The 25,191-nt window shown below is 72.6% G+C and carries 22 protein-coding genes and 1 riboswitch; of the genes, 21 read left to right on the top strand and 1 reads right to left on the bottom strand.

Going from position 1 to position 25,191, the window contains the following annotated elements; all coding sequences use genetic code 11:
* The first annotated feature begins 76 nt into the window (after window positions 1-76).
* The 19 genes from pyrR (at window position 77) to ASG95_RS09550 (ending at window position 21,379) form a co-directional block, all read left to right on the top strand.
* A complete protein-coding gene (pyrR, locus tag ASG95_RS09460) occupies window positions 77-691 on the top strand; it encodes a bifunctional pyr operon transcriptional regulator/uracil phosphoribosyltransferase PyrR (protein WP_082592457.1) in 615 nt (204 codons plus the stop codon).
* On the top strand, window positions 688-1,854 hold the full coding sequence (locus ASG95_RS09465; RefSeq protein ID WP_082592458.1) for an aspartate carbamoyltransferase catalytic subunit: 1,167 nt from the start codon (window positions 688-690) through the stop codon (window positions 1,852-1,854). The genes pyrR and ASG95_RS09465 overlap by 4 nt, the downstream gene beginning before the upstream one ends.
* Window positions 1,851-3,140 carry a dihydroorotase gene (locus ASG95_RS09470; protein ID WP_057377279.1) on the top strand — a complete coding sequence of 430 codons (1,290 nt, stop codon included), beginning with the start codon at window positions 1,851-1,853 and terminating at the stop codon, window positions 3,138-3,140. The genes ASG95_RS09465 and ASG95_RS09470 overlap by 4 nt, the downstream gene beginning before the upstream one ends.
* Complete coding sequence (locus tag ASG95_RS09475) at window positions 3,137-3,763, top strand: hypothetical protein (protein ID WP_057377280.1); 627 nt, start codon at window positions 3,137-3,139, stop codon at window positions 3,761-3,763. Before ASG95_RS09470 ends, ASG95_RS09475 begins: the two co-directional genes overlap by 4 nt.
* A complete protein-coding gene (carA, locus tag ASG95_RS09480) occupies window positions 3,760-4,959 on the top strand; it encodes a glutamine-hydrolyzing carbamoyl-phosphate synthase small subunit (RefSeq protein WP_057377281.1) in 1,200 nt (399 codons plus the stop codon). The genes ASG95_RS09475 and carA overlap by 4 nt, the downstream gene beginning before the upstream one ends.
* Window positions 4,959-8,309: a carbamoyl-phosphate synthase large subunit gene (gene carB / locus ASG95_RS09485; protein WP_057377282.1), complete on the top strand. Its 3,351-nt coding sequence runs from the start codon at window positions 4,959-4,961 to the stop codon at window positions 8,307-8,309. Before carA ends, carB begins: the two co-directional genes overlap by 1 nt.
* The gene (locus ASG95_RS09490; protein ID WP_057377283.1) at window positions 8,306-9,214 is read left to right on the top strand and encodes a dihydroorotate dehydrogenase electron transfer subunit; all 909 of its coding nucleotides are present in this window, start codon (window positions 8,306-8,308) and stop codon (window positions 9,212-9,214) included. The genes carB and ASG95_RS09490 overlap by 4 nt, the downstream gene beginning before the upstream one ends.
* Window positions 9,214-10,176: a dihydroorotate dehydrogenase gene (locus ASG95_RS09495; RefSeq protein ID WP_056923339.1), complete on the top strand. Its 963-nt coding sequence runs from the start codon at window positions 9,214-9,216 to the stop codon at window positions 10,174-10,176. Before ASG95_RS09490 ends, ASG95_RS09495 begins: the two co-directional genes overlap by 1 nt.
* Window positions 10,173-11,063, top strand: a complete 891-nt coding sequence (gene pyrF, locus ASG95_RS09500; protein ID WP_369820370.1) for an orotidine-5'-phosphate decarboxylase — start codon at window positions 10,173-10,175, stop codon at window positions 11,061-11,063. Before ASG95_RS09495 ends, pyrF begins: the two co-directional genes overlap by 4 nt.
* 132 nt (window positions 11,064-11,195) lie before the next feature.
* Complete coding sequence (mihF, locus tag ASG95_RS09505) at window positions 11,196-11,513, top strand: integration host factor, actinobacterial type (protein WP_056923337.1); 318 nt, start codon at window positions 11,196-11,198, stop codon at window positions 11,511-11,513.
* A 44-nt stretch (window positions 11,514-11,557) separates the two neighbouring features.
* The gene (gene gmk, locus ASG95_RS09510; protein WP_235543675.1) at window positions 11,558-12,094 is read left to right on the top strand and encodes a guanylate kinase; all 537 of its coding nucleotides are present in this window, start codon (window positions 11,558-11,560) and stop codon (window positions 12,092-12,094) included.
* 68 nt (window positions 12,095-12,162) lie between these two features.
* On the top strand, window positions 12,163-12,426 hold the full coding sequence (rpoZ, locus tag ASG95_RS09515; RefSeq protein WP_056923335.1) for a DNA-directed RNA polymerase subunit omega: 264 nt from the start codon (window positions 12,163-12,165) through the stop codon (window positions 12,424-12,426).
* 11 nt (window positions 12,427-12,437) lie between these two features.
* On the top strand, window positions 12,438-13,724 hold the full coding sequence (locus ASG95_RS09520; protein WP_057377285.1) for a phosphopantothenate--cysteine ligase family flavoprotein: 1,287 nt from the start codon (window positions 12,438-12,440) through the stop codon (window positions 13,722-13,724).
* Between the two features lie 117 nt (window positions 13,725-13,841).
* Entirely contained in the window at window positions 13,842-15,062 is a 1,221-nt protein-coding gene (metK, locus tag ASG95_RS09525) for a methionine adenosyltransferase (RefSeq protein WP_056923333.1), read from the top strand.
* 27 nt (window positions 15,063-15,089) lie between these two features.
* Window positions 15,090-17,159, top strand: coding sequence for a primosomal protein N' (locus ASG95_RS09530; RefSeq protein ID WP_082592459.1), 2,070 nt, complete (start codon window positions 15,090-15,092; stop codon window positions 17,157-17,159).
* A gap of 37 nt (window positions 17,160-17,196) precedes the next feature.
* Entirely contained in the window at window positions 17,197-17,742 is a 546-nt protein-coding gene (def, locus tag ASG95_RS09535) for a peptide deformylase (protein WP_056923332.1), read from the top strand.
* Complete coding sequence (gene fmt, locus ASG95_RS09540; RefSeq protein WP_057377286.1) at window positions 17,742-18,680, top strand: methionyl-tRNA formyltransferase; 939 nt, start codon at window positions 17,742-17,744, stop codon at window positions 18,678-18,680. Before def ends, fmt begins: the two co-directional genes overlap by 1 nt.
* Entirely contained in the window at window positions 18,673-20,226 is a 1,554-nt protein-coding gene (locus ASG95_RS09545) for an RsmB/NOP family class I SAM-dependent RNA methyltransferase (protein WP_057377287.1), read from the top strand. The genes fmt and ASG95_RS09545 overlap by 8 nt, the downstream gene beginning before the upstream one ends.
* A gap of 91 nt (window positions 20,227-20,317) precedes the next feature.
* Window positions 20,318-21,379, top strand: coding sequence for an LLM class flavin-dependent oxidoreductase (locus ASG95_RS09550; protein WP_200961896.1), 1,062 nt, complete (start codon window positions 20,318-20,320; stop codon window positions 21,377-21,379).
* A 51-nt stretch (window positions 21,380-21,430) separates the two neighbouring features.
* Here ASG95_RS09550 and ASG95_RS09555 read toward each other — a convergent pair whose 3' ends face one another.
* Window positions 21,431-22,441 (bottom strand): lipopolysaccharide assembly protein LapB, encoded by a 1,011-nt coding sequence (locus ASG95_RS09555; RefSeq protein WP_057377288.1) that lies wholly within the window; start codon window positions 22,439-22,441, stop codon window positions 21,431-21,433.
* Between the two features lie 93 nt (window positions 22,442-22,534).
* Between ASG95_RS09555 and rpe the strand changes: the two genes are divergently transcribed.
* Both rpe and ASG95_RS09565 read left to right on the top strand, forming a co-directional pair.
* Window positions 22,535-23,191 (top strand): ribulose-phosphate 3-epimerase, encoded by a 657-nt coding sequence (gene rpe, locus ASG95_RS09560; RefSeq protein ID WP_057377289.1) that lies wholly within the window; start codon window positions 22,535-22,537, stop codon window positions 23,189-23,191.
* A 72-nt stretch (window positions 23,192-23,263) separates the two neighbouring features.
* A complete protein-coding gene (locus ASG95_RS09565) occupies window positions 23,264-24,949 on the top strand; it encodes an MFS transporter (RefSeq protein ID WP_056923327.1) in 1,686 nt (561 codons plus the stop codon).
* Between the two features lie 57 nt (window positions 24,950-25,006).
* Window positions 25,007-25,137, top strand: a riboswitch (FMN riboswitch).
* Window positions 25,138-25,191 lie beyond the last annotated feature (54 nt).

Here is a 25,191-nt window from a genome sequence, read left to right on the forward strand (position 1 = left end):
ACACGAGGTAGAGTCGCCCGCGAACGACATCCTTTAACGACCTGTCCTGTGAGGCAGGGAAGGAGGTCCTGACGCGATGCGTCCTGACTTTGCTGCACCCTCGGCGGTCGAGCCCACGGCTCCCGCCCCCGAAACCGTCCCCGCCGACGACTCCCGCTCGGTGATGACCGAGTCCGACATCGCCCGCGTGCTGCGGCGGATCGCCCACGAGATCCTCGAGCACAACAAGGGCGCAGCCGACCTGGTGGTCCTCGGCATCCCGACCCGCGGGGTCGCGCTGGCGCGCCGGCTCGCCGCGCTGATCGAGGAGGTCGAGGGCACCCCGGTCGCGGTCGGTGCGCTCGACGTGACCATGCACCGCGACGACCTGCGTCGCCAGCCGACCCGCAGCCCGATGCACACCGACATCCCGCCGACCGGGATCGACGACAAGGTCGTGGTGCTGGTGGACGACGTGCTCTACTCCGGCCGCACCGTCCGGGCCGCACTCGACGCCCTCTCCGACCTCGGCCGCCCCAGGATCGTGCGCCTCGCCGTGCTGGTCGACCGCGGACACCGTGAGCTACCGATCCGCGCTGACCACGTCGGCAAGAACCTCCCGACCTCGAGCAGCGAGAAGGTCCGAGTGCGGCTGAGCGAGCCCGACCACGTCGAGGACCAGGTCACCATCGCCGGAGGGGAGACCCGATGACCACCAGCACAGCCACCACCAGCACAGCCACCACCAGCGCTGCCGCCACCACCAGTGCTGCCGCCCCCACCACGACCAGCCCCACCGCCACGCCGCTCGCTGCGGCGGACGGTCCCCGCGGTCGCCGCCACCTGTTGTCCTCCGCGGACCTCTCGCTCGACCAGGTGCGGGCCATCCTCGACACCGCCGCGGAGATGCACGGCGTGCAGCGACGCGAGGTGAAGAAGCTCCCGACGCTGCGCGGCCGCACGGTGGTCAACCTCTTCTTCGAGGACTCCACCCGCACCCGCAGCTCGTTCGAGATCGCCGGCAAGTGGCTGTCGGCCGACGTCATCAACATCAGCGGCAAGGGCTCCTCCACCTCCAAGGGCGAGTCCCTGCGCGACACCGTCCTGACCGTCGCCGCGATGGGCGTCGACGCCCTGGTCATCCGGCACCACGCCAGCGGCGCGGCCCACCAGGTCAGCCAGTGGGTCGACGCCCACGTCATCAACGCCGGTGACGGCATGCACGAGCACCCGACCCAGGCCCTGCTCGACGCCTACACGATGGAGCGCCGGCTCGGCAGCCTCGAGGGGCGGCACGTCCTCATCGTCGGCGACCTCACCCACTCGCGGGTCGTGCGCTCCAACCTGATCACGCTCAAGACCCTCGGCGCCCGCATCACGCTCGTCGCGCCGCCGACCCTGATGCCCAGCGGGATCACGGCGTGGGCCCGGGCCGAGGGGTTTGACCTCACCCACGACTTCGACGCCGTCCTGCCCAGCGCCGACGCGGTGATGATGCTCCGGGTCCAGCGCGAGCGGATGAGCGGGGGCTTCTTCCCGACCGCCCGCGAGTACACCGTCGGCTACGGCCTGACCAGGCCCCGGCTCGACACCCTCGTCGCCGCGAACCCCGACGTCGTCATCTGCCACCCGGGTCCGATGAACCGTGGCCTCGAGATCGGCGCGGACGCCGCAGACGCCGCGCAGTCGCTCATCCTCGACCAGGTCAGCGCCGGGGTCGCGGTGCGGATGAGCGTCCTCTACCACCTGCTCTCCGGCAACGACGACCAGCGGCGGGTCCCACGCTCCGCGTGGGCGGACACGAGCGAGGGACGAGCAAGGCCCGCAGCGCCGAGAAGTGCCGGCGCAAGCACAGCAGAGGAAGGCACCGCATGAGCACGCTGCTGGTCACCGGAGCGGATCTCGCGGGAGCGGGGGCCCAGGACCTGCTCGTCGAGGACGGCCGGATCGTCGAGGTCGGCACGATCCGCTCGGCCAAGGGCGCCGACGTCCTCGACGCCGACGGCCTGGTGGCGCTGCCCGGGCTGGTCGACCTGCACACCCACCTGCGCGAGCCCGGCCGGGAGGACGCGGAGACGATCGCGTCCGGTTCTGCTGCTGCCGCGGTCGGTGGCTTCACCGCGATCCTCGCCATGGCCAACACCAGCCCGGTCACCGACACCGCGGAGGCGGCCGAGCGGATCCTCGACCTGGGCCGGGACGCCGGACTGGTCGACGTCGTGCCGGTCGGTGCGGTCACCAAGGGCCTGGCCGGCGAGGAGCTCGCCGAGCTCGGGCTGATGCACCGCTCGCGGGCGCGCGTGACGGTCTTCTCCGACGACGGCCACTGCGTGCACGACTCGCGGGTCATGCGCCGGGCGCTGGAGTACGTCCGAGCCTTCGGCGGCGTCGTCTCGCAGCACGCGCAGGACCCTCACCTCGCGGGCCCGCACGCCTGCGCCCACGAGGGCGAGCTCTCCGGCCGGCTCGGGCTGCCGGGCTGGCCGGGCATCGCCGAGGAGTCGATCGTGGCCCGCGACGTCATGCTCGCGCGGCACACCGGCTCCCGGGTCCACGTCGCGCACGTGTCGACCGCGGGTACGGTCGAGGTCATCCGGTGGGCCAAGGCCCAGGGGATCGCCGTCACCGCCGAGGTCACCCCGCACCACCTCGTCCTCACCACCGACCTGCTCACCGGCTACGACCCCACCTACAAGGTGAACCCGCCGCTGCGGCCGCAGGAGGACGTCGACGCCCTGCGCGCCGCGCTCGCCGACGGCACCATCGACGCGGTGGCCACCGACCACGCGCCGCACGCCCGGCACGACAAGGAGCACGCGTTCGTCGACGCGGCGTTCGGCATGCTCGGGCTCGAGACGGCGCTGTCCGTGGTGAGCGACGTGATGGTCGGCAGTGGCCTGCTCGACTGGGCGGGCGTGGCTCGGGTGATGTCGCAGGCACCCGCCCGGATCGCCGGGCTGACCTCCCACGGACAGGCCCTCGCCGCGGGGTCGCCGGCCCACCTGACGCTGGTCGACCCGACCGCCACGGTGACGGTCGACCGCAGCGCCTCGCTCTCGCTGTCCCGCAACAACCCCTGGCACGGCCGCACCCTCCAGGGCGCCGTGCACGCCACGGTCTTCGGCGGCCGCGTGACCGCCCAGAAGGGAGCCATCGCGTGACCCGTCTGCAAGCCGTCGGCGTCATGCTCGTGGCCCTCGGGCTGATCTACGCCCTCCTGTATGCCGCGTGGGTGCGCAAGCGCCACCAGCACGAGTCCGCGGCGATCGCCGCGGAGCGCAGCCGGACGACCCGCGACCACTCCCTCGAGGCGCCTGCCCTGAAGGAGAAGCCCGCCCAGGTCATCGTGGAGGGCACCTACGTCAGCACCACCACGGCCGAGAACCGGTTGGAGCGGGTCACGGTGGAGGGGCTCGGCAACCGCGCCAAGGCCACCCTCGTCGTGAGCCGGGGCGACGCCGACGAGCTGGTACGCATCGACCGACAGGGCGAGGCGACGGTGGTCATCCCCGCGGCCCGCCTGCGCTCGGCCCGGCGCGAGCGGGGCATGGTCGGCAAGTTCGTCGGCGGCAACCGCCTCGTCGTGCTCCAGTGGCGGGCCGAGAACGGCGACCTCTACGAGACCGGCTTCCTGCCCCGCTACAAGGCCGACGTCGAACGGGTCGAGTCGGCCCTGTGGTGGCACACCGGCGACGCCACCGACAGCACCGACACCACCGACGACGAACAGCCCGACACCACCGACGACGAACAGCCCGACACCACCGGAAAGACGACATCATGAGCGCCGTTGCCACTGGGTTCGACCTCGGCCTGGACCGGGCCCCCGCCGTGCTCGTCCTCGAGGACGGCCGCACCTTCCGCGGGGACGCCTACGGGGCGACCGGGCAGACCGTCGGGGAGGCCGTGTTCAACACGGGGATGAGCGGCTACCAGGAGACGCTGACCGACCCGAGCTACCACCGCCAGGTCGTCGTGATGACCGCACCGCACGTGGGCAACACCGGCATGAACGACGAGGACGACGAGTCCGGCCGGATCTGGGTCGCCGGCTACGTCGTGCGTGACCCGGCCCTGCGTCCCTCCAACTGGCGCTCGCAGCGCTCACTCGAGGACGCGCTGGTCGAGCAGGGCGTGGTCGGCATCAGCGGGATCGACACCCGGGCGCTGACCCGCCACCTGCGCGAGCGCGGCGCGATGCGCGTGGGCATCTTCTCCGGCAAGCAGTCGGAGCGGTCCGCGGCCGAGCTGGTCGCGACGGTCCAGGAGGCGCCGCTCATGAAGGGTGCGGCCCTGGCCGCCGAGGTCAGCACCGACGAGGCCTACGTCGTGCCGGCCGTGGGGGAGCGGCGGTTCACCGTCGCCGCCCTCGACCTCGGCATCAAGGCGATGACGCCCACTCTCATGGCCCAGCACGGCATCGAGGTGCACGTCCTGCCGGCCACCGCCACCATCGACGACATCAGGGGAGTGGGGGAGCACGGCCCGGACGGCGTCTTCTTCTCCAACGGCCCGGGCGACCCGGCCACCGCCGACGCGGAGGTCGCGGTGCTGCGCCAGGTGCTCGACGCGCGGATCCCGTTCTTCGGCATCTGCTTCGGCAACCAGCTGCTCGGCCGGGCGCTGGGCTTCGGCACCTACAAGCTGAAGTACGGCCACCGCGGCATCAACCAGCCGGTCCTGGACCGGACCACCGGCAAGGTCGAGGTGACCGCCCACAACCACGGGTTCGCCGTCGACGCCCCGACCGACCGCGAGGTGACGGCGCCCGCCGATGCCGACGGCACGGCATACGGGCGGGTGAAGGTGTCGCACGTGTGCCTCAACGACGACGTGGTCGAGGGCCTGGAGTGCCTCGACCTGCCGGCCTACTCGGTCCAGTACCACCCGGAGGCGGCCGCCGGTCCGCACGACGCGGCCTACCTCTTCGACCGGTTCGTAGAGCTGATGAGCAACAACGAGAAGGGAAGCGGCGCCTGATGCCGAAGCGGGAAGACATCAAGAGCGTGCTCGTCATCGGGTCGGGGCCGATCGTCATCGGTCAGGCCTGCGAGTTCGACTACTCCGGCACGCAGGCCTGCCGGGTGCTGCGCGAGGAGGGCATCCGCGTCATCCTGGTGAACTCCAACCCGGCGACGATCATGACCGATCCGGAGTTCGCCGACGCCACCTACGTCGAGCCGATCACCCCGGAGGTGGTCGAGGCGATCATCGCGCGCGAGCGTCCCGACGCGGTCCTGGCGACCCTCGGTGGCCAGACCGCCCTCAACTGTGCGATCTCGCTGCACGAGTCCGGGGTCCTGGAGAAGTACGACTGCCCGCTCATCGGGGCCAACGTCGAGGCGATCCAGCTCGGCGAGGACCGCGAGAAGTTCAAGGGGGTCGTCGAGCGCTGTGGTGCCGAGTCGGCCAAGTCGGTCATCTGCCACTCCATGGACGAATGCCTCAGCGCCGCAACGCAGCTCGGCTACCCGGTGGTCGTCCGCCCGTCGTTCACGATGGGTGGCCTCGGGTCCGGCTTCGCCTACGACGAGACCGACCTGCGCCGCATCGCCGGTGCCGGCCTGCAGTACTCGCCCGTGACCGAGGTGCTCCTCGAGGAGTCGATCACCGGGTGGAAGGAGTACGAGCTCGAGGTGATGCGCGACCACGCCGACAACGTCGTGGTGGTCTGCTCCATCGAGAACCTCGACCCGATGGGCGTGCACACCGGCGACTCGATCACCGTGGCCCCGGCACTCACCCTGACCGACCGCGAGTACCAGCGGCTGCGTGACATCGGCATCGCGGTCATCCGCGAGGTCGGCGTCGACACCGGTGGCTGCAACATCCAGTTCGCGGTCAACCCGGTCGACGGCCGGATCATCGTCATCGAGATGAACCCGCGGGTCTCGCGCAGCTCGGCGCTGGCGTCCAAGGCGACCGGCTTCCCGATCGCCAAGATCGCCGCGAAGATGGCCATCGGCTACACGCTCGACGAGGTGCCCAACGACATCACCCGCGAGACCCCCGCGTCGTTCGAGCCGAGCCTCGACTACGTCGTGGTCAAGGTGCCGCGGTTCGCCTTCGAGAAGTTCCCCGCCGCCGACCCGACCCTCACGACGACGATGAAGTCCGTCGGCGAGGCGATGGCCATCGGCCGCAACTTCACCGAGGCGCTCCAGAAGGCGCTGCGCTCCTTGGAGCGCAAGGGCAGCACGTTCCACTGGGAGGGACCGACTCCCAGCGAGGAGCAGGCCCGCACCTTCCTGCACACGGCGCGGACGCCGACCGACGGCCGGATCGTCACCGTGCAGCAGGCGATGCGCGGTGGGCTCTCGGTCGAGGAGGTCCACGAGGCCACCGGCATCGACCCGTGGTTCCTCGACCAGATGGCCCTCATCAACGCGATCGCCGACCGCGTCGCGGCGGCGCCCGAGCTCACGCCGGCCCTGCTGCGGCTGGCCAAGAGGCACGGCTTCAGCGACGCCCAGCTCGCCTCCCTGAGGGGTATGCCGGAGGCGGTCGTCCGCGGCGTGCGGCACGCCCTCGGGGTGCGCCCGGTCTACAAGACCGTCGACACCTGCGCGGCCGAGTTCGCCGCGACCACGCCGTACCACTACAGCGCGTACGACGAGGAGACCGAGGTCGCGCCGCGCGAGAAGCCCGCGGTCCTCATCCTCGGCAGCGGCCCCAACCGGATCGGCCAGGGCGTCGAGTTCGACTACTCCTGTGTGCACGCCAGCTTCGCCCTCCGCGACGCCGGCTACGACACGGTGATGGTGAACTGCAACCCCGAGACCGTCTCCACCGACTACGACACGAGCAGCCGCCTCTACTTCGAGCCGCTGACCCTCGAGGACGTCCTCGAGGTCGTGCACGCCGAGCAGCAGGCCGGCCCGGTGGCCGGGGTCATCGTGCAGCTCGGTGGCCAGACGCCGCTCGGGCTCGCCAAGGCGCTCAAGGAGGCCGGTGTGCCGATCGTGGGCACCAGCCCTGAGGCGATCGACCTCGCCGAGGACCGTGGGGCCTTCGGGCGGGTGCTCGCCGAGGCCCAGCTGCCGGCGCCCAAGCACGGCACGGCCTACAGCGCCGCCGAGGCGGTCGACGTGGCGCGGGAGATCGGCTACCCCGTGCTGGTGCGGCCCTCCTACGTGCTGGGTGGACGCGGCATGGAGATCGTCTACGACGACGAGACGCTGGCCACCTACGTCACCCGGGCCACCGTCGCGAGCCCGGAGCACCCGGTGCTGGTCGACCGCTTCCTCGACGACGCGATCGAGATCGACGTCGACGCGATCTACGACGGCACCGACATGTACCTCGGCGGGATCATGGAGCACATCGAGGAGGCCGGCATCCACTCCGGTGACTCGGCCTGCACCCTGCCGCCCGTGACCCTCGGGGTCGCCGAGCTCGAGCGGGTCCGCGAGGCCACGCTCAAGCTCGCGCAGGGGATCGGCGTGCGCGGGCTGATGAACGTCCAGTTCGCCCTCGCGCAGGACATCCTCTACGTCCTGGAGGCCAACCCCCGGGCGTCTCGGACCGTGCCGTTCGTCGCCAAGGCCACTGGGGTGCCGGTCTCCAAGGCGGCGGCCCGCGTGATGCTCGGCGCCACCATCAAGGAGCTGCGCGAGGAGGGCCTGCTGCCACCGCACGGCGATGGCGGCTCGATGCCGAGCCACGCCCCGGTCGCGGTCAAGGAGGCGGTCCTGCCGTTCAAGCGGTTCCGCACCAAGGACGGCCAGGTCGTCGACAGCCTGCTGGGGCCCGAGATGCGTTCCACCGGCGAGGTCATGGGCATCGACCAGGACTTCGGCACGGCCTTCGCCAAGGGCATGCTCGCGGCCGGCTCCGGTCTGCCGCGCGAGGGCAAGATCTTCGTCTCGGTGGCCAACCGCGACAAGCGGGCGATGATCTTCCCGGTCAAGCGGCTCGCCGACCTCGGCTTCACCATCGTCGCGACCACGGGCACCGCAGATGTGTTGCGGCGCAACGGGATCCCGTCCGAGGTCGTCCACAAGCACAGTGAGCGCCTGGACGGCGACTCCAGCATCGTCGACCTGATCCTCGACGGCCAGATAGCCATGGTGGTCAACACGCCGAGCGGCCCCAACGCCCGCGCCGACGGCTACGCCATCCGGGCGGCCACGACCTCGATGGACAAGCCCATCGTCACCACGGTGCAGGAGCTGGCCGCCGCCGTGCAGGGCATCGAGGCCCAGATGCAGGGCGAGTTCACCGTGAAGCCGCTCCAGGAGCACGCCCGCGACCTCGACCTCTACGGGGTCGGCACCGGAGTGGGTGCACCGCCCCGGCAGCCCGTCGCCACGGCAGGAGGTGCCGCGTGAGCGAGGCGAGCACGCGGCATACCCGGGTCGAGGGCTCCGGCGTCGTCCAGGTGACCGGTGAGCTGATCGCCACCCGCCGGGCCGGCGCCTACCACCACCTCACCTTCGTGGCCCCCGGGCTGGCCGAGCTGGCCCGCCCCGGCCAGTTCGTGGCCCTGGCAGTCGGTGGCGAGACCAGCGCGAACCTCCTGCGACGGTGCTTCTCGATCCACAAGGTGAGCCCGTCCGGCACCTACGGCGGCACGGTCGACGTGGTGATCTCCGCGGTCGGCGCCGGGACCGAGTGGCTCAGCACCCTGCGCGCCCACGACGAGGTCGACATCGTCGGGCCGCTCGGCCGCCCGTTCCCGCTGCCCAGCGAGCCGGTGGCGTGCGTGCTGGTCGGCGGTGGCTACGGCAGCGCGCCGCTCTTCTGGCTCGCGGGGGCGCTGCGCGACCGTGGCTGCCACGTCGAGATGGTGCTCGGCGCTGCCACGGAGTCGAAGCTGTTCGGCGTCGTCGAGGCCCGCCGGGTCGCCGACGGCGTGACCGTCACCACCGACGACGGCACGGCCGGCAACAAGGGCTGGGTGTCCGACGTGCTCCCGACGGTCATCCGGCGGACCGGTGCGGCCGTGGTGTACGGCTGCGGGCCGATGGGGATGCTCAGGTCGATCACCGACATCGCGACGGCCGAAGGTGCCGTCGCGCAGGTCGCGGTCGAGGAGTCGATGGCGTGCGGGGTGGGCGTCTGCATGACCTGCGTGATGCCGGTGACCGGGAAGGACGGGATGACCCGCATGGTGCGCTCGTGCGTCGAGGGCCCGGTCTTCCGCGGCGACCGGGTGCGCTGGGACGCGTTCTCGGACGGGTTGTGCCGCGTCCCCGCCGACGCTGTCGGTGCTCCTCGGGCGGGTGGTCACTGATGCCGGTCGACATGTCGGTGCCGCTCGGCGCCGCGACCCTGCCGAGCCCGATGATGACCGCCTCCGGCTGTGCGGCGAACGGGCGCGAGCTGGCCCGGTTCTTCGACATCCGTGAGCTCGGCGCCTTCGTGACCAAGTCCGTGATGGCCGACCCGCGCTCCGGGCGCGGCACCCCGCGGATGGCCGAGACGCCGTCGGGGATGCTGAACTCCATCGGGCTCCAGGGGCCGGGCATCTCGGCGTTCGTCGACCAGGACCTCGCCTGGCTGAAGCAGGCCGGGGCGCGCACCCTCGTGTCCATCGCCGGCAACACCAGCGGCGAGTTCGCCGACGTGGCGGCGACCCTGCGGGCCAGCGACGCCTTCGACGCCGTGGTGGGGGTCGAGGTGAACATCTCCTGCCCCAACGTCGCCAATCGCGGGCTGGTCTTCGCCTGTGACCCGATGGCCAGCGCCAAGGTGGTCGCCCTGGTCCGCGAGCAGCTGCCGCGCGACGTGCCGATCTTCGCCAAGCTGACCCCCGACGTGACCGACATCGTCAGCGTCGCGCAGGCCTGCGTGAAGGCCGGCGCCGACGGGCTCACCATGATCAACACCCTGCTCGGCATGGTCATCGACACCGACCGGCTCCGGCCGCAGGTGGCCGGGGTCACCGGCGGTCTCTCCGGGCCGGCGGTCCGGCCGGTCGCGGTCCGCGCGATCTGGCAGACCCGGGCAGCGATGCTCGAGGGCCGGCTGCCCACGGTGCCGATCATCGGCGTCGGGGGAGTGCGCACCGGTCGCGACGCCCTCGAGCTGGTCGCCGCCGGAGCCAGTGCCGTCCAGGTGGGCACGGCGACCTTCAACGACCCCAGCGCCCCGGTGCGCGTGGGCCGGGAGCTGGCCGGGCTCCTGGAGGACAAGGGATTCGAGCGGTTCACCGACGCCGTCGGTGTGGCCCACGGGAGGGTGGCACGAGCATGAGTGCAAGCACAGGCACGACCACGGACACGACCATGACCGGACTGACCTTCGGGCAGCGGCTGCGCGCCACCACCGACACCCATGGCCCGCTCTGTGCGGGCATCGACCCGCATCGCGCGCTGGTCGAGTCCTGGGGCCTCGGCTACGACCTCGACGGCTTGGCCCGGTTCACCGACGCCTGTGTCGAGGCCTTCGCCGGCCACGTGGGCGTCGTGAAGCCGCAGTCCGCGTTCTTCGAGGTCTTCGGGTCGCGAGGCGTCGCCATCCTCGAGGCCGCCATCGCCGCCCTGCGCGAGGCCGGCACCCTGGTCATCCTCGATGCCAAGCGCGGCGACATCGGCTCGACCATGGCGGCCTACGCCGAGGCCTACCTCGGCAAGGACGCCGTCGCCCCCGGAGACGCCCTGACGGTCAGCCCGTACCTGGGCTTCGAGTCGCTGCGGCCGGCCCTGGACCTGGCGGCGCAGACCCACCGCGGGGTCTTCGTGCTCGCGCTCACGTCCAACCCGGAGGGGCGCTCGGTGCAACACGCCCGACTGCGCGACACGAGCGTCGCTGAGAGCATGGTCACGTCGGCAGCCGCCGAGAACGCCGCGGCGGCGGCCCGCGGAGAGCTGGGGAGCGTCGGCCTCGTCGTCGGCGCCACCGTCGGGTCGGCGGTCCAGGAGCTCCAGCTCGACCTCGCCGCGGTCAACGGACCCCTGCTGTCACCCGGTGTCGGTGCCCAAGGAGGCACTACGGACGACCTGCGCCGGGTCTTCGGCGACGCGCTCCCGAACGTCCTGCCGGCCAGCAGCCGTGAAGTCCTGACTGCCGGACCGGAGGTCGCCGCCCTGCGTGACCGCGCCCTGCAGACCAGCGCCTCGCTGGCCGCCTTGCTGCGCTGACGGCCCTCGGGAGGGCGCGCCGGGACGACCTCGACGCGAAACCCCGCTGGTCGGTTGCTATTGTCGGAAGGCACCACCGAGATACACCTCGGACACGAAGTACGTGCCGATCTGCCTGCAAGGAGTACCACCGTGGCCCTTCCCCCGTTGACCCCGGAGCAGCGTGCCGCGGCCCTCGAGAAGGCTGCAGTAGCCCGCCGTGAGCGTGCGGCCGTCAAGAACCGGCTGAAGTACGCCCAAGGCTCTCTCAAGGAGGTCATCACCGACGGCAAGGCCAACGAGGTCGTCGGGAAGATGAAGGTCTCCGCGCTGCTGGAGTCGATGCCCGGCGTCGGCCGGGTCCGCGCCCGCCAGATCATGGAGGAGGTCGGCATCTCCGAGAGCCGCCGCGTCCGTGGTCTCGGCGCCAACCAGATCTCCGCTCTGCTCACGCGCTTCGACGAGGCGTGAGCCAGCCGGTTCCCCCAGGCGAGGACCGCCCGAGGCGGCTCGTCGTGCTCGCTGGTCCCACCGCGGTGGGCAAAGGCACCCTGTCCGCCTACGTGCGCGACCACTTCCCCGAGGTCTGGCTCTCCGTGAGCGCCACGACCCGCAGTCCCCGCCCCGGCGAGGTCGAGGGCACCCACTACCACTTCGTCGACACCGACGAGTTCGCTCGGATGGAGCGGGACGGCGAGCTGCTCGAGTCGGCCGTCGTGCACGGGTTCAACCACTACGGCACGCCGCGGGCCCCCGTCGAGCAGGCGCTGCGCGACCACCGGATGGCGCTGCTGGAGATCGACCTGCAGGGCGCGCGCCAGGTGCGGGCCACCATGCCGGAGGCCCTGTTCGTCTTCCTCGCTCCTCCCAGCTGGGACGAGCTGGTCCGTCGGCTGGTCGGTCGCGGCACCGAGGACGAGGCGGAACGCACCCGTCGGCTGGAGACCGCGAAGGTCGAAATGGCCGCCGAGGACGAGTTCGACGTGACCATCGTCAACGACGACGTTCGTCGTGCGGCCGAAGAACTCGTATCATTGATGCGATCGCACTGACCTCCGAGGTCAGAAGCCGAGTGAACCGTCTAGAAGCTGAGTCACCCCCAAGAGAATTGAGCACCCCTGTGTCTGGAACCGTCGCCAACCCGATCGGCATCACCAACCCGCCGATCGACGACCTGCTGACCAAGGCCGACTCCAAGTACGCCCTGGTCATCTACTCAGCCAAGCGCGCCCGCCAGATCAACGCCTACTACTCCCAGCTCCAGGAGGGCCTGCTCGAGCACGTCGGCCCGCTGGTCGACAGCCAGGTCCACGAGAAGCCGATGTCCATCGCGCTGCGTGAGATCAACGAGGGTCTGGTCACCTCCGAGCCGATCGAGGGCTGAGCCCCACCCCCATGGCGCGCATCGTCCTCGGGGTCAGTGGTGGCATCGCCGCCTACAAGGCCTGCTCCCTGTTGCGCCTGTTCACCGAGGCCGGGCACGACGTCACGGTCGTGCCCACCGCCTCGGCGCTGCAGTTCGTCGGCGCCCCCACGTGGGAGGCACTGTCGGGCAAGCCCGTGCACACGGGGGTCTGGGACTCCGTGCACGAGGTGCCGCACGTCCGGCTGGGCCAGACCGCCGACCTCGTGGTCGTCGCCCCCGCCACCGCCGACCTGCTCGCCAAGGCCGCCCACGGGCTGGCCGGCGACCTGCTGACCAACGTCCTGCTGACGGCCCGCTGCCCGGTGGTGATGGCCCCGGCGATGCACACCGAGATGTGGGAGCACGCGGCCACCCAGGCGAACGTCTCCACGCTGGCCGAACGCGGCATACACATCATCCCGCCGGCGTCGGGGCGCCTCACCGGCGCCGACACCGGTCCGGGGCGGCTCCCCGAGCCCGAGGCCCTGTATGCCGTGTGCGAGCGGATCCTCGCCCATCCCGCCCCCCACACCGGTGTTGGAAGCGAAACACCCGGATCTCCGGACATTTCGGCACGGACTGAGGCCACCACGTCGGAGCTCGCCGGTCGCAGCGTCGTCGTGTCCGCCGGCGGGACGCGTGAGCCACTCGACCCGGTGCGCTACCTCGGCAACCGCAGCTCGGGCAAGCAGGGGTACGCCCTCGCTGCCGTGGCCGCGAGCCGGGGTGCCTCGGTGACCCTGGTCGCCGCGAACACCTCCCTCGTCGCGCCTCCCGGGGTCACCGTCGTGCCGGTGTCGACCGCCCTCGAGCTCCAGGCTGCCGTGGAGCGCGCCGCCAAGGACGCCGACGTCGTCGTGATGGCTGCTGCCGTGGCCGACTTCCGCCCGGCGCACTACACCGACGCCAAGATCAAGAAGACGCACGACCCGGCCGACCCCGACGCCGCTCCGACCATCACGCTGGTGCGCAACCCCGACGTCCTCGCCGGGCTGGTCGAGGCGCGCGGCGAGGAGGCCACGCCGGTCATCGTGGGGTTCGCCGCCGAGACCGGCGACGAGCAGGGCGGGGTGCTGGAGCACGGCCGCGCCAAGCTGGCCCGCAAGGGGTGCGACCTGCTCGTGGTCAACGAGGTGGGCGTCGACAAGACGTTCGGGCTCGACGACAACACGGTGCACATCCTGCGCCAGGGGTCGAGCCACGTCGTCGACGCCGGCCCGGCCTCCAAGGAGGTCGTCGCCGCCGCTGTGTGGGACGCCGTACAGGAGATCCTCTGACCTAGGTACACTCTCGGGGTCGCGCAGCCGTGCCCGTCGTGCGGCCCCTTGTCAGCACCGTCTGTACCGACAGCACAGCCAGCATCGACAGCGATTGCCGCCCCGAAGGAGATTTGAGTGTCTGCACGCCTCTTCACGTCCGAGTCCGTCACCGAGGGTCACCCGGACAAGATCTGCGACCAGATCTCCGACTCGATCCTCGATGCCATGCTGAGCCAGGACCCGGGCAGCCGGGTCGCGGTCGAGACCATGGTGACCACCGGTCTCGTGCACGTCGCGGGTGAGGTCACCACCGAGGCCTACGTGGAGATCCCCAAGATCGTCCGCGACACCGTGCTGGGCATCGGCTACGACTCGTCCACCAAGGGCTTCGACGGGGCCTCGTGCGGCGTCGAGGTGTCGATCGGGCAGCAGAGCCCCGACATCGCGCAGGGTGTCGACACCGCCTACGAGAACCGCACTGGTGGCGTGGACCCGCTCGACAAGCAGGGCGCCGGCGACCAGGGCCTGATGTTCGGCTACGCCTGCGAGGACACCGCAGAGCTCATGCCGCTGCCGATCCACCTCGCGCACCGCCTGGCCGAGCGCCTCACCGCGGTCCGCCAGAGCGGCGACGTCGCCTACCTGCGCCCCGACGGCAAGACCCAGGTCACCATCGGCTACGACGGCGACAAGGCGGTCCGGCTCGACACCGTCGTGCTGTCCACGCAGCACGCCGAGGACATCTCGCTCGAGGGCCTGCTCGCCCCCGACATCATCGAGCACGTGATCAAGCCGGTGCTGGCCGAGCTCGCCGACGAGGGCACCGACCTCGACGTGTCGAGCTACCGCACCCTGATCAACCCCACCGGCAACTTCGTCATCGGTGGCCCGATGGGTGACGCCGGCCTCACCGGTCGCAAGATCATCGTCGACACCTACGGCGGCATGTCCCGCCATGGTGGCGGCGCCTTCTCCGGCAAGGACCCGTCGAAGGTCGACCGCTCGGCCGCCTACGCCATGCGCTGGGTCGCCAAGAACGTCGTCGCCGCCGGGCTCGCCCGCCGCTGCGAGGTCCAGGTCGCCTACGCCATCGGCAAGGCGCAGCCGGTCGGTCTCTACGTCGAGACCTTCGGCACCGAGTCGGTGCCGGTCGACAAGATCCAGGCCGCCATCTCGTCGGTCTTCGACCTGCGCCCCGGCGCCCTGGTCCACGACCTCGACCTGCTGCGCCCGATCTACAAGCCGACCGCTGCGTACGGCCACTTCGGTCGCACCGTGGCCGCCGGCGTCGACAACCCCTTCACCTGGGAGCGGACCGACCGCGTCGAGGACCTGCAGAAGGCAGTCAAGGGCTAGTCGGACCCGTTCGCTAGGTTCGCTCCCGTGAGTGGACAGGGCGGACCGGGTGAGCAGGCCGGCGAACAGCTGGCGCTGATCCGCTCTGCCCTGGCCAAGCCCGCCCGCCCGCCCCGCACTACCGACCAGGCCACCGCGTCCACCGACCCGGTGGCCTCGGTCGTGGTCGACACCGGGCTGGCCCACCTCGCTCGTCCCTTCGAGTACCTCGTGCCCGAGGCGCTGGCCGAGACGGCCGTGCCGGGCGTCCGGGTCAAGGTGCGGTTCGCCGGGCAGGACCTCGACGGGTTCGTGGTCGGCCGGCAGCCACAGGCCGAGCACGAGGGACGGCTCGCGCCCATCCGTCGGGTGGTGTCGGCCGAGCCGGTGCTGACGCCGACGCAGCTGCAGGTGGCCACCGAGGTCGCCGCGGCGTGCGCGGGCACCCTCGGTGACGTGCTCCGACTGGCCGTCCCGCCGCGGCACGCGGCGGCCGAGAAGGCCCTCGCCCTCGAGGCGCCCACCCCCGACCCCCTCCCGGCGCCAGCCGTCGCCAGCCCGGCCTGGAGCAGGTATGCCGCGGGGCCGGCCTACCTGGCCCGGCTCGCGGCGGGGGAGTCCCCGGCTGCCTCGTGGCTGGCGCTGCCGACCGTGTCTCCTGAGCAGGACTGGCCGGCTGCGCTGGCCGCCGCTGCCGCCGCCACCCTGGCCGCCGGCCGGGGCAGCGTGCTGGTCGTCCCCGACCACCGCGACGTCGCCCGGGTGGACGCTGCGCTCACCGCCGCCCTCGGTCCGGGCCGCCACGTCCGCCTCACCGCCGACCAAGGTCCGCAGGCCCGCTACACCGCCTGGCTCAAGGTGCTGCGCGGCCACGTGTCGGTCGTGGTCGGCACCCGGGCAGCGGCCTTCGCACCCGTGCGCGACCTGGGCCTGGTCGCGTGGTGGGACGACGGCGACGACCTGCTCGACGAGCCCCGCGCGCCCTATCCGCACGTCCGTGACGTGCTGCTGACCCGGGCGAGGGTGGAGGGCGCCGCGGTGCTCTCCGGTGGCTTCACCCGCACCGCGGCCGTGCAGCGCCTTGTCGAGACCGGCGACCTGCGCGTCATCGCCGGCGCCTCCGTGCGCGGGGTGGTCCCGCGGGTCCAGGTCGCCGGCGAGGGAGTCGAGGTCGAGCGCGATGCCGCGGCCGCCTCGGCCCACCTGCCGTCGATCGCGTGGCGCACGGCCAAGGCCGCCCTGGAGTCCGGCCCGGTGCTCGTCCAGGTGCCGCGCCGCGGCTACGTGCCCTCCCTGTCCTGCCAGACCTGCCGCACCGCCGTGCGCTGCGGCCACTGCGGCGGCCCGGTCGCGCTGGGCTCCCGCCAGGCCGAGCCGGCCTGCCGCTGGTGCGGTCGCGGCGTGGGTCGGTTCGAGTGCCGGCACTGCGGGGGTCGCGAGCTGCGTTCGTCGGTCGTCGGCGCCCGGCGCACCGCCGAGGAGCTGGGCCGGGCCTTCCCCGGGGTGCCGGTGCACACCTCCGGTGCCGGCGCGGTGCTCGAGCGGGTGGCGGCGACACCTGCCCTCGTCATCGCCACCCCGGGTGCCGAGCCGGTCGCCGAGGGCGGGTATGCCGCGTGCCTGCTGCTCGACGCCTGGGCCAGTCTCGACCGGCCCACCCTGGACGCGGGCGAGGAGGCCCTGCGCCGCTGGACCGCCGCGGCCGCCCTCACGCGTGGCGCCCTCGACGGTGGGCAGGTGGTCCTGTGCGGTGCCCCCAGCCACACGACCCTGCCGGTCGTCGAGGCCCTGGTCCGCTGGGATCCCGCGTGGTTCGCGGGCCGCGAGCTCGCCGACCGTCGCGAGCTCGCGCTGCCTCCGACCGTGGCCCTGGCTGCGGTCACCGGTGAGCGCCGGGCCGTCGAGGCGGCTCTGCGGCTGGCCCAGCTCCCTGAGGGAGTCGACCGCCTCGGCCCCCTCCAGGTGGCCGACGACGCGGTTCGGATGCTCCTGCGGTGCCCCCTGGACCAGCGGGCGGCCCTGGCCGAGTCGTTGGCGGCGATGCGGTCGATCCGCAGTGCCCGCAAGGAGAAGGCCTCGGTCCAGGTGCGGATGGACCCGCGCGACCCGGCCACCTGAGGATGACCCACACCACGCCCCGCCTAGACTGCTGCGCGTGTCGATCCAGAACATCCGCCTCTTCGGCGATCCCGTCCTCCGCACGCCCGCGGCGCCCGTCGTGGACTTCGACCGGGAGCTGCGCCAGCTCGTGAAGGACCTGACGGAGACGATGGTGGACGCGCCGGGGGCGGGGTTGGCTGCTCCGCAGATCGGCGTCGGGCTGCGGGTGTTCACCTACTGGGTCGACGGCGAGCTGGGTCACCTGGTCAACCCGGACCTCGACCTGTCGACCGAGCTCCAGGAGGGCGAGGAGGGCTGCCTGTCCTTCCCCGGACTGCGGTTCGAGACGCCCCGGGCCCTGCGCACGGTGGCCAAGGGCTTCAACCAGTTCGGTGAGCCGGTGGTGGTCGAGGGGTCCGAGCTGCTGGCCCGCTGCCTCCAGCACGAGACCGACCACCTCGACGGGATCCTCTTCATCGACCGGATGGACCGGGAGCAGCGCAAGGTGGCCATGCGGGCGATCCGCGAGGCCGACTGGGGTGGTGGCACGACCCCCGTGGTCAAGGTGAGCCCGCACGCCACCTTCGGCCGGGGCATGTGATGCGGCTGGTCTTCGCCGGCACCCCCGCGGCGGCAGTGCCGTCGCTCGACGCCCTGGTCGCCTCGCCCCACGAGGTGGTCGCCGTCGTCACCCGTCCTGACGCCCGGGCCGGGCGGGGCCGCGGAGTCGTGACGTCCCCGGTGCGCCAGCGAGCCGAGGAGCTCGGCATCGAGGTGCTGACCCCAGACCGGCCCCGTGACCCCGACTTCCTCGACCGGCTGCGCGAGCTCGCGCCCGACGCGTGCCCGGTGGTCGCCTACGGCGCGCTGATCCCGCAGGTCGCGCTGGACATACCCCGGCACGGCTGGGTCAACCTGCACTTCTCGCTGCTGCCCGCCTGGCGCGGCGCCGCGCCGGTGCAGCACGCCGTGATGGCGGGCGACGAGGTGACCGGGGCCTCGACGTTCCTCATCGAGGCCGGTCTCGACACCGGTCCGGTGTTCGGTGTGATGACCGAGCGCATCCGCCCCCGCGACACGGCGGGCGACCTGCTCGGCCGGCTCGCCGAAGGGGGTGCGGGACTGCTGCTCGCCACGATGGACGGGCTCGCCGACGGCTCCCTGACGCCGGTCCCACAGGCTGCTGACGGGGTGTCGCTCGCCCCCAAGATCGAGGTCGCCGACGCGCAGGTGCGCTGGGACCGTCCGGCGGCGGCCGTCGACCGCCAGGTGCGCGGGTGCACCCCGGCACCCGGCGCGTGGTCGACCTTCCGTGACACCCGCGTCAAGCTCGCTCCCGTGCTCCTCGAGCCCGGGTATGCCGGGTCGCCCCTCGCTCCGGGGGAGCTTGCCGCCGGGAAGCATGAGGTGCACGTCGGCACCGCCAGTGGAGTGGTGCGTCTCTCGGCGGTGCAGCCGCACGGCAAGAAGGAGATGGCCGCGGCCGACTGGGCCCGTGGCGTCCGGATCGACGTGGGAGAGCGGTTCAGCCATGAGTGAGCAGGGACCACGCGGCCCCCGACGGGACGGCGACGGCGGTCGGCGCAACGCCAAGGGTCGGCAGCGGCCCGAGCGCGCGCACGGTGGCCGGGAACGCTCCGCTCAGCGGCCGAGCGAGCGGAACCGTGGCGGTGACCCGCAGCGGCTCGCGGCCTACACCGTCCTGCGGGCCGTCGCCGACGGCGCCTACGCCAACCTCGAGCTCCCCAAGGTGCTGCGCGACCGGGGCATCCAGGGGCGCGATGCGGCCTTCACGACCGAGCTCGTCTACGGCGCGGTCCGGATGCACGGGCTCTACGACCCGATCATCGCCGTGGCGGCCGGCCGGACCCTCGACAAGATCGACCCCAACGTCCTCGACACGCTCCGGCTCGGTGCCCACCAGCTCCTGGGCATGCGCGTGCCGACCCACGCGGCGGTCGACGAGACCGTCGGTCTTGCGCGCAAGGTGAACGGTGCGGGGGCGGCCGGGTTCGTCAACGCCGTCATGCGACGGGTCAGCGAACGCGACCTCGACGCCTGGCTGGCGGAGGTCGTCCCGTCGGGCGAGCTCAGCGCCCAGCTGGCCGTCGAGCAGTCGCACCCGGAATGGATCGTCAAGGCCCTGCGCGCCGCGCTGCTCGGCCACGGCGCCGCGACCGCCGCGACCGTCGACGCCGAGCTCACTGCCCTGGTGACCTCGGACAACGCGCCCGCCAAGGTCTCGCTGGTCGCCCGACCGGGGCTGGCCACGGTCAGTGAGCTGGTCGACGCCGGGGCATCCGCCTCGCCGCTCTCACCGGTCGGTGCGGTGCTCGAGGGAGGCGACCCGGGCGGCATACCCGCGGTGCGTGAGGGACGCGCCGCGGTGCAGGACGAGGGCTCGCAGCTGGTCGCGCTGGCCCTGGCGGCCGTGCCGGTGGCGCGCACGGGCGCGCGCTCCGCGAACCCCGAGCAGTGGCTCGACCTCTGCGCCGGTCCCGGTGGCAAGGCCGGCCTGCTGGCCGGCCTGGCGATCGAGGCGGGCGCCGACCTGACCGCCAACGAGGTCAGCGAGCACCGTGCCGACCTGGTCCGGCAGACGCTGCGCCCCGCCATCGCCAGGGCGCGCACCGAGGGCCGGTCGGTCACCGTGCGCACCGGCGACGGACGGGTGGTGGGGGAGGACGACCCCGGCCGCTACGACCGGGTGCTGGTCGACGCCCCCTGCACCGGGCTCGGTGCCCTGCGTCGTCGCCCGGAGGCGAGGTGGCGGCGCACGCCGGCCGACCTCGCCGACCTGGGCAAGCTCCAGCGCGAGCTGCTCGCTTCCGCGATCGACGCCACTGCTGACGGCGGGGTCATCGCCTACGCGACCTGCAGCCCGCACCTGGCCGAGACGTCGTTCGTCGTGGGTGACGTGACCAAGCGACGCACCGACGTCGAGCTCCTCGACGCCCGCGAGTTCGTGCGAGGGGCCGACGGCGGGCAGGTCGTCGTGCCGGGAACGGGGCCGACCGTGCAGCTGTGGCCGCACGTGCACGGCACCGACGGGATGTTCCTGGCGCTCTTGCGCAAGAAGGGCTGACCCGGAGTGGCCGGTCGCCGGCCGGTCCACGCGCATCCTCGGCTGGTCCGGCGACCGGAATAGCCGCCACCGGTGGCAGGTTGGCCCACAGGTGAACACCCCCGCGCTGTCCGTCCTCGACCTCGTCCCCGTCCGTCAGGACCAGAGCACCGGTCAGGCGTTGGCCGCGACCCGGTCGCTGGCGCGGGTCGCCGACCGGCACGGCTACCGGCGCTACTGGCTGGCCGAGCACCACAACATGCCAGCAGTCGCGGCGACGAACCCGCCCGTGCTGATCGCCATGGTCGCGGCAGCCACGGAGCGGATCCGGGTCGGCTCCGGAGGCGTGATGCTGCCGAACCACGCACCCCTCGTGGTGGCTGAGCAGTTCGCGCTGCTCGAGGCGGCGCACCCCGGACGGATCGACCTCGGCATCGGCCGGGCGCCGGGCACCGACCCGGTCACGAGCTACGCCCTGCGGCACGGTGCCGGGGGAGTGGAGGCCGACGCGGTGGCGCGGTTCCCGCAGTACGTCGACGACGTCATCTCCCTGATGTCGGCCGAGGGCGTCGGCATCCGGGTCGGTGGGGAGGTCCACCCGCTGAACGCCACTCCTCGGGCGGAGTCCGTGCCCGAGGTCTGGCTGCTCGGGTCGTCCGACTACTCGGCGCGCCTCGCGGCCGAGCGTGGGCTGCCCTACGTCTTCGCCCACCACTTCTCGGGCCGGGGCACCGCGGCTGCCCTCGAGCTCTACCGCTCGGGGTACACGCCCACCGCGAGCCACCCGGTTCCGCGGACCTTCCTCACCCTCAACGTGGTCGTGGCGCCCACCCAGGCGGAGGCGGATCGACTGGTGCTGCCCAACCTGGCCTCGATGGTGGCGCTGCGCACCGGCGGGCTGCTGGCACCCCAGCTGCTCGTGGAGCAGGCCGAGGAGGCCGGGATCGCCGACGCGCACCGGGTGCTCGCCGACGAGATGCGCAGCCGCTGGGTGGTCGGCACCCCCGACTCGGTCGCCGAGCGGGTGGCTGCGCTGGCGGCCGAGCACGACGTCGACGAGGTGATGGTGCACCCGGTCGCGGGAGCGCTGGTCGGCACGCCGGCAGAACGGGCCCCGGCTCGGGAGGCGACCCTGGCCCTGCTGGCCGAGGCCTTCGGGCGGCAGGCCGCCTGAGCCCTGGGGTCGCCAGTCGGCGGCGTCAGGTGCTGCCGTCGGGTGGTGCCGTCAGGTGCTGCCGTCGAGGTCGGCGAGCAGCTCGGCGACCTCCGCGGCCGCGGGCAGCTCTCCCAGCTCGAGGTGACCGGCGCGGGCGTTGGCCAGGTGGCGTCGAGCGTCGTCGAGCCGCCCGAGGTGGAGCGCGACCACCCCTTGGCTGCGTTCGAGCGACGTCGTCAGGCTGGGCGATCCCACGATTTCGCCGCGCTGCAGGGCCTCGTCCAGGTGCTCCTGCGCGAGGCGCGGGTCCCCTGACCGGGCGTAGGCCTCGGCGAGCCGGGCATGGACGGCGGCCAGTCCGGGGGCGTTGTCCGGCCGGACCGACAACAGCGCCAGGGCGGTCGTGAACTGGGCCAGGGCACCGGCCGTGTCGCCCCGCCCCAGGGCGGCCTCGCCGAGGTGGTGGTGGCAGTACCCCGTGTCGACCTCGCGAGCGGCCATGCGGGAGACGGTGTAGGCGGCGCGAGCCTGTCGGACCAGCGCCTCGCCCTCCGCCAGCCGCCCCCTGCGGATGTGCAGGTCGCCGAGGATGCGCAGCCGACCGGCCTCCTCGTCCGGGTCGGTCTCCGGGACCTCGAGCAGCCGCAGGGCGGTGGCGTCGTCGCCGGTCTCGATGGCCACCTGGGCACGTTGGTGGCGGACGATGGCGCCGCTCGGGTCGTCGCCGAGCACGGCCACGGCGGCGGCGTAGCGACCCATCGCGACGAGGGCTCCGGCTCGCAGGTGCAGGTCGAGGTCGCCGACCCGGTCGGTCACCGAGGCGGGCACTCCACTCTTGTCGAGCAGACGCAGGGCGAGCTCGTTCCGGCCGGTCAGCAGCGCGCTCGTGGCGCGGAGCCGGTCGGCCAGGGGGCGGTAGGCCTTCGGTGGGGCACGGTGGGCGAGCACGCGCTCGTGCTCGCCGCCCATCAACAGCGTCGTCATCGCCGTGATGGTGCGCCGGGCGCGCCAGTGCACGACGGCGACGACCAGGAGGCCCAGCAGGGCAAAGCCGAGCACTGCGGTGATCAGCGGGGTCACGCTCCGAGTCTGGCGGGTGGGGGATCGAGCTCGTGCGGATCCGGCGCGAGGCCGTCCGTTGGGACTAGGACGGCCCCCTACTACTGTGGCCGCGTGCAGATCTCGCCCAGCATCCTTTCCGCGGACTTCGCCAACCTCGAGGCCGAGCTCCGCCGCATCGCCAACGCCGACTGGGCGCACGTGGACGTGATGGACGGCCACTTCGTGCCGAACCTCACCCTGGGCCTGCCCGTGGTCGAGGCGTTGGCCCGGGTCAGCCCGATCCCCCTCGACTGCCACCTCATGATCGAGGACCCCGACCGTTGGGCGCCGAGGTATGCCGAGGCCGGCGGTTCGTCGGTGACGTTCCACATCGAGGCCGCTCACGACCCGCGCGCCTTGGCGCGGAACCTGCGTGCGCTCGGCGCCCGCGCCGGTATGGCGATCAAGCCCGGGACGTCGTTCGCTCCGTACGAGGAGCTGCTGCCCGACCTCGACATGGTCCTGGTCATGACGGTCGAGCCCGGGTTCGGGGGCCAGTCGTTCATGGCCGACCAGATGCCCAAGGTGGCCCAGGTCCGCGAGGCGGTCCGGCGGCACGGTGGGGAGATCTGGGTGCAGGTCGACGGGGGAGTGTCGGCCAGCACCATCGAGCAGTGCGCCGAAGCCGGGGCTGACGTGTTCGTCGCGGGGTCTGCCGTCTACGGGGCCGAGGACGCCGCCGCAGCGGTCGACGAGCTGCGCGAGCTCGCGGCCAACCACCAGCACTGAGCGCAGGGACCGCCGCCGCGCCCCTGGCCGCAGGTCTGGAGTCGTGTCGTGGTGCGGGCCTAGAGTCTGCTCATGGCGGAGGCGGGCAGTCGCAGCCGGCTGGCCAACGCCGCGGTCGCGTTCACCAGCAACGCCCGCAACCCCCAGCTGCGGCGGGCGCAGCTGAGCTTCCTGGGGGCCTGGACCGCGGAGTGGGCGTTCACCGTGGCGCTCGGGATCGTCGCCTACCGCGATGGCGGGGCGACCGCCGTCGGGCTCGTGGGCCTGCTCCGCATGGTCCCCGCGGCGGTGTGCGCCCCACTGCTCTCGCCACTGGCCGACCGTGGCCGTCGCGAGCGAGTCCTCGTCGCGGTCTCCACCGTACGAGGGGCCGCGACGGCCGGGGCCGCAGTGGTCGCCGCGGGGGCCGGGCCGACGGTCGTCGTCTACGCCCTGGCCGTGGTCTCGACCATCGCGGCCACCCTGTTCAGGCCCGCGCACTCCGCGCTGCTCCCGTCCTTGTGCCACACGGGCAGCGAGCTCGCCAGCGCCAACGTGGTGCGCGGGTTGCTCGACTCCGCGGCGACCTTGGTCGGGCCGCTGCTCGCCGCGGTGCTCCTGGAGGTCGCCGACGTGTCCGCGGTGTTCTGGGTGGCCGCCGCGGCGTCGTGGTGGGCGGCCCTCCTGCTGCTCCGCCTGCGGTACGACGCACCGCCTCGCCCGTCGGCAGCGACCCGCCCCCGCTTGGTCCGTGAGGCCGTCGACGGCCTCACGACGGTTGCCCGCCACGGGGGACTGGCCCTGATCATCGGCCTGGCGGCCGTCCAGTCCTTCACCCGCGGCGCGCTGACCGTGCTGTCAGTCGTCGTCGCCATCGAGCTGCTCGGCACCGGGGAGCCCGGGGCCGGTGCGCTGATGACCGCGGTCGGGGTGGGTGCGCTGCTCGGCTCACTGGCTGCCTCGCTCCTCGTGGGCACCAGAGGTCTGGGGGTCTGGTTCGCGGTCGGGGTCGCCCTGTGGGGGCTGCCGATCGCGCTCATCGGGGTCGTGCCGCACGAGGGCGCGGCGCTCGGCCTCATCGCCCTCGTCGGTGTCGGCAACGCGCTGATCGACGTAGCAGGGTTCACGCTGTTGGCGCGGATGGCTCCCGACGAGGTGCTGGCCAGGGTCTTCGGGGTCTTGGAGAGCATCGTCGCGGTGTCGATCGGCGTGGGCGCGCTGGTCGCGTCATGGGTGGTCGACGAGTTCGGCCCGCGCCCGGCGTTGATCGCCATCGGCCTCGTGTGTCCGGTGCTGGCCGTGGCTTCATGGTCGCGGCTGCGACAGCTGGACCGGTCGGTGGGCGGTCACGACGTCGATGTCGCGCTCCTCCAGCGGGTGCCGATGCTGCGCACCCTGCCGCTGCCGTCCATCGAGCAGCTGGCTCGCGGGCTGGAGCCGGTGGCCGTCCCGGCCGGGCAGGTCGTGTTCAGCCAGGGCGACGTGGGCGACCGCTACTACGTCATCGAGGCCGGCGAGGTCGAGGTCATGGGCGACGGGGCGCTCGTCACCACCCTCGGGCCGGGTGAGGGCTTCGGGGAGATCGCCCTGCTGCGCGACTCCCCGAGGACCGCGACCGTCGTGGCCCGCACCGACGTGCGGTTGCGCGCGCTGCTCTCGACCCGCTTCCTGGCCGTCGTCCTCGGCTTCACCCCGGCGGCCCGGGCAGCAGCGCTGGACGTCGACCGCATGGTCGACCGGTTCGTGCCCAAGGACCCGGGGTCCAGCGACCGGTCGTGAGCACCATCACGCGGACCGGTCGGCGCCGACCCGCTGACACTGCGGCATACTGGGAGCTGACGTGCTCCGGGGTCGGTGCAATTCCGAACCGGCGGTGACAGTCCGCGACCCGACCGCAGCCAGCGGCCGGTTGACTGGGTGGAACTCCCAGACCGACGGTTAAAGTCCGGATGGTAGGCAGCACGCGACAGCGGGACCAGTGGGTCCGCGGTGAGGCACCAGCCTCCCCGCGTCACTGATCT

Source organism: Phycicoccus sp. Soil803 (assembly GCF_001429685.1).
GTDB lineage: Bacteria > Actinomycetota > Actinomycetes > Actinomycetales > Dermatophilaceae > Pedococcus.

Bases quoted from the DNA above. Each gene is read 5' to 3' on its own strand.
- ASG95_RS09470 (WP_057377279.1), top strand. From the start codon at position 1,851: ATGAGCACGCTGCTGGTCACCGGAGCGGATCTCGCGGGAGCGGGGGCC.
- ASG95_RS09520 (WP_057377285.1), top strand. From the start codon at position 12,438: ATGGCGCGCATCGTCCTCGGGGTCAGTGGTGGCATCGCCGCCTACAAG.
- fmt (WP_057377286.1), top strand. From the start codon at position 17,742: ATGCGGCTGGTCTTCGCCGGCACCCCCGCGGCGGCAGTGCCGTCGCTC.
- ASG95_RS09545 (WP_057377287.1), top strand. From the start codon at position 18,673: ATGAGTGAGCAGGGACCACGCGGCCCCCGACGGGACGGCGACGGCGGT.
- carA (WP_057377281.1), top strand. From the start codon at position 3,760: ATGAGCGCCGTTGCCACTGGGTTCGACCTCGGCCTGGACCGGGCCCCC.
- carB (WP_057377282.1), top strand. From the start codon at position 4,959: ATGCCGAAGCGGGAAGACATCAAGAGCGTGCTCGTCATCGGGTCGGGG.
- ASG95_RS09495 (WP_056923339.1), top strand. From the start codon at position 9,214: ATGCCGGTCGACATGTCGGTGCCGCTCGGCGCCGCGACCCTGCCGAGC.
- ASG95_RS09465 (WP_082592458.1), top strand. From the start codon at position 688: ATGACCACCAGCACAGCCACCACCAGCACAGCCACCACCAGCGCTGCC.
- pyrR (WP_082592457.1), top strand. From the start codon at position 77: ATGCGTCCTGACTTTGCTGCACCCTCGGCGGTCGAGCCCACGGCTCCC.
- pyrF (WP_369820370.1), top strand. From the start codon at position 10,173: ATGAGTGCAAGCACAGGCACGACCACGGACACGACCATGACCGGACTG.
- ASG95_RS09565 (WP_056923327.1), top strand. From the start codon at position 23,264: ATGGCGGAGGCGGGCAGTCGCAGCCGGCTGGCCAACGCCGCGGTCGCG.